This window comes from Ruegeria marisrubri (genome assembly GCF_001507595.1).
Lineage (GTDB): Bacteria > Pseudomonadota > Alphaproteobacteria > Rhodobacterales > Rhodobacteraceae > Ruegeria > Ruegeria marisrubri.
On record NZ_LQBQ01000018.1, the window covers coordinates 1 to 2,935 of the forward strand.

The window sequence follows — 2,935 nt, forward strand, 5'->3', positions numbered from 1 at the left end:
TCGCCAAATGCGCGGAGCGCGCCGAAATCTGGATTGGCCGTCAAACCAATGCCAGGTGATTGCAGCGCCGGAGCGGCCCCGCTCCGGCCCCAAAACCAATGCTGCCCCGCCGGAGGCACCAAGGGGGCGTAAGCCCCCGCCCCTTTTCCCCACATCGCCAATTCTCCCAGCGGCAGGGCGTGCCGCGATAGAGGGGGGTCTTGTAACACCCCCCTCCACGAATACGAAAGCGAAGGTCAGCGCAAATGGAGGCAATCATCCTGCATTCGGGCTTTGATGGGCTGAAATTTACCATACAGGCGGATATTCCAGAGGGCTTTCGCGAAGAACTGGCTTCCGCCAAAGCCCATGCCAAAGAGAGTTACAGCGATTGTGTTCTCGAATTTGGCTCTGTCTCGCTCAACGTCACCAGCAAGGGCGCACGAGGCTTCACCGCCCATACCGGTGATCATGGGGCCATGTGGCTGTTCCAAGACCCGCAGGACCGCATTCCCAAAAATCCCAGCATCACCGTCGATTTCCGTGCCTTTGGCCTTGCCACCGGCGGCCTTGAAGGGGCCGAGAAACACTTTCGCGACTGCATGGGCGCCTTCGGCGTGAAATACGTTGAAACGCAACTGCGTGTCGCGCGGGCTGACTTTGCGGTCGACTTGCTCGCCCCGTGGTTTGAACCCGACCGCGAAGCCTTGGTTGTGCCACCCGGAACCAAGGTCACGGAATATACCGGGGTCGACGAAACCGCGACGGTTTCCAGCGGCGCGCGCGTGGTTGGTCTGCGTGCCGGGGCCGTCGCAAATCGGCAGCTTGCGATCTATGACAAGCGGGCCGAAGTGATCCAGCAAAACAAGATGGGCTGGCTGACCATCTGGAACGCGGCGCTAGAGACCATGGGCAAGCCGCCCCTTGACCTGACCGACCGGGACAAAAGTCAGGTCTGGCGTTTTGAGATGCGTCTAGGCTCCAAGCAGCTACGCAACCGGTTCGATATGCGGAACTGGCAGGACGTGCACAACATCATTGGAGACGCCTTCACAGACGCGCTGGGGCGCATTCGCTACTGCATGCCCAATAATGCAGACGGCAACCGCGCCCGCTGGCCCACACACGAGCTTTGGCGGCAGTTCGAAGCCATTATCGGCAATGACCTATTACAGAACTGCGCGGGCGTATTGCCCAGCGATGTGATCCACGCCAACAAAGCTGCGAAAATGCGAGAACTGGATGCACAGCTAGCGGGACTGTTTATCACGCGTGCTGCGATTTCGGACATCCATGCATGCGATTTCGATGACTTCATCGGAAACCACGTTGACGCTTTGGTGCGGCTCATCAATGAAAACCAAGTGCCGGTAGAAGAGCGACTTTCAAGAGCACGCGGTAAATACCGGTTTGGCTAGATTAGCCGTTTCCAGTCTCTTGGAAATTCAAGATTCTTCTCATAATTTATTGACTTACTGAATATTTCAACTCTACCTTGCCGGCGCACACTACAGAACTTGTTTAGGTAGATTTCTTGGTCGAATTCCTGGATTCTGAAGCGACCCGATTGCACCCGATATGCCGTTACTGGCCACCAAAGGAATCGTTGTGGGAAACATGAAATGACAGCAATGCACCTCGATTTCGAGCAGGCACTTAGGAAGTCAGATGCGTACGGCAAGAGGCATCTGCTACTCGGTAATGGCTTTAGCATCGCCTGCAAGCCAGATATTTTCGCCTATGGGTCCTTATTCGAAGAAGCCAAGAAAACGATGTCCAGAGAACTTGCCGCGATATTTGCGGCAATGGGAACGCAAGACTTCGAGGAAGTTATCCGTGCACTTCAGCACGCGGCAACAATCGTAGGTGTATATCGCCCGAGTTTTTTGAAGACACAGAAGCTGCTCTTGGACGATGCTGACAAGCTAAAAACAGATCTAATTCAGGCTGTTGCTAGCCGTCATCCTGCGCGACCAAATGATATTTCTGATGAACGCTACACAGCCTGCCGGAGCTTTCTCTCGAATTTCGTTGGCGATGGGGTAAGCGGCAAAATCTACACCATGAACTACGATCTGTTGCTCTATTGGGCGCTCATGCATGAGGAGGACGATGTATTGGCACGTATCGATCTGACCCATGATGATGGCTTTCGCAAGGATCAAAACGACTACGATGCTCCATATGTCGAATGGCAAGGCGAAGGAGCAGCGCATGGTCAAAATATCCACTACCTGCACGGCGCTCTTCATCTCTTTGATGCTGGCTACCAGCTCCAGAAATACACGTGGATTAACACAGGCAAAGCACTAGTAGATCAGGCCAACGAAGCGCTCAAAAAGAACCTGTTTCCAGTTTTTGTGGCGGAAGGAGATAGTAGGAGCAAGTTAACTAAAATCCAACATAGCGCCTACTTACACCACAACTACAAGAGTTTTGCCGGGGTGTGTCAGACGAAATCGAGGGGTGGTACCGCACTTTTTGTATACGGCCATTCGTTTGCCAGTAATGACGCTCACATATTGAATATGATCGGATACGGCAAGATTGCTCACCTCTTTGTAAGTCTTTACGGGGACCCTTCAAGCAAGGCAAATCTAGCAATTCGCAACAATGTTGAGAAGATTGTGCGGCTTCGACCGAAATATTTCCCTGAGCTTAAGGTCGATTTTTTTGATGCGGTATCAGCAAAGGTCTGGGGCTAAATTGCGCTACCAAACCGCACTTCCTTATGCGTTGCGCTTCGGCCACAGCCGCATTTGCCATCCATTTGCTTCCACAGTGCTTCCGCGGGCGTTGGCACAAATGGAAAAGCCGCCCGGAGGCGGTTGCCAAGTATCTGTTTTTGCAGTGATATTTTGGTTGCGGGGAGAGGATTTGAACCTCTGACCTTCAGGTTATGAGCCTGACGAGCTACCTGGCTGCTCCACCCCGCGGCAAGATTGTTGGGCGTTGT

Annotated in this window: 2 protein-coding genes and 1 tRNA gene; 2 read left to right on the plus strand and 1 reads right to left on the minus strand. The window is 53.5% G+C overall.

Features of this window, described 5'->3' with window-relative positions:
• Window positions 1-245 precede the first annotated feature (245 nt).
• Window positions 246-1,397: a hypothetical protein gene (locus AVO45_RS10675; protein ID WP_068346795.1), complete on the plus strand. Its 1,152-nt coding sequence runs from the start codon at window positions 246-248 to the stop codon at window positions 1,395-1,397.
• A gap of 204 nt (window positions 1,398-1,601) precedes the next feature.
• Window positions 1,602-2,684: a DUF4917 family protein gene (locus AVO45_RS10680; protein ID WP_068346797.1), complete on the plus strand. Its 1,083-nt coding sequence runs from the start codon at window positions 1,602-1,604 to the stop codon at window positions 2,682-2,684.
• A gap of 154 nt (window positions 2,685-2,838) precedes the next feature.
• Here the strand turns inward: AVO45_RS10680 and AVO45_RS10685 are convergent.
• A tRNA-Met gene (locus AVO45_RS10685) sits at window positions 2,839-2,915 on the minus strand.
• Window positions 2,916-2,935: the final 20 nt, after the last annotated feature.

Bases quoted from the DNA above. Each gene is read 5' to 3' on its own strand.
- AVO45_RS10680 (WP_068346797.1), top strand. From the start codon at position 1,602: ATGACAGCAATGCACCTCGATTTCGAGCAGGCACTTAGGAAGTCAGAT.
- AVO45_RS10675 (WP_068346795.1), top strand. From the start codon at position 246: ATGGAGGCAATCATCCTGCATTCGGGCTTTGATGGGCTGAAATTTACC.